This is a genomic window from Massilia sp. CT11-108, assembly GCF_047302915.1.
GTDB lineage: Bacteria > Pseudomonadota > Gammaproteobacteria > Burkholderiales > Burkholderiaceae_D > Telluria > Telluria orientalis.
Genome location: NZ_JBKYMO010001103.1, coordinates 1 through 718 on the forward strand (window position 1 = coordinate 1; position 718 = coordinate 718).

1 pseudogene is annotated in these 718 nt (G+C 70.2%); it reads left to right on the forward strand.

The features are described 5' to 3' along the window. Window positions 1–718 (forward strand): annotated as a pseudogene (locus ACEN88_RS33415) (peptide synthetase); the annotation flags it as partial.

Genomic DNA, 718 nt, shown 5'->3' on the forward strand with positions numbered 1-718 from the left:
GCCGTCGAGCCCGACTGGACGCCGCCGTCGGAAGCGCGCCGCTGGCTGTGCGGCATCGCCCAGCTGGCGACCGTGCCCGTGCTGATCACGCTGCGCATGGCCCAATGGCTGGCGCCGTTCTTCACGTACCACTTCTTCACGGGCGACCCGGGCGACTCCGTGGCGCGTGCCATCGCCGCGTCGATAGTCGTGTTCCTGCTCGCGACCCTGCTGGAATTCGTCTTCGCCATCGGGGGCAAGTGGCTCGTCGCGGGCCGCCTGAAACCCGGCGTGTATCCGCTGTGGGGCGCGACCTATTTCCGCTGGTGGCTCGCGGACCGCCTCGTCGAGGCGGCCCCGACCTATTTGCTGGCCGGCTCGTCGCTGTACGGCTGGTATTTGCGCCTGCTGGGCGCGAAGATCGGGCATGACGTCGTGATCGGCTCGCTGACGATCCGCGCGCCCGACCTGCTCGCCATCGGCGCCAACGTCAGCATCGGCAATGCCGTCAACTTCGAGAACGCGCGCGTGGAACGGGGCCGGTTGATCCTCGGCCGCATCGCGCTCGACGACGACGCCTGCGTGTCGTCGTACGCGATCCTGGAAGGCAATACGCAGGTGGGCCGGCGCGGCCACCTGGAGGGACAATCCGCGCTGCCGGATGGAGGGATTGTCCCCGCCGGCCGCGTCTGGAACGGCTCGCCCGCGCGCGACGCCGGCGCGTTCGACCCGTCGACCC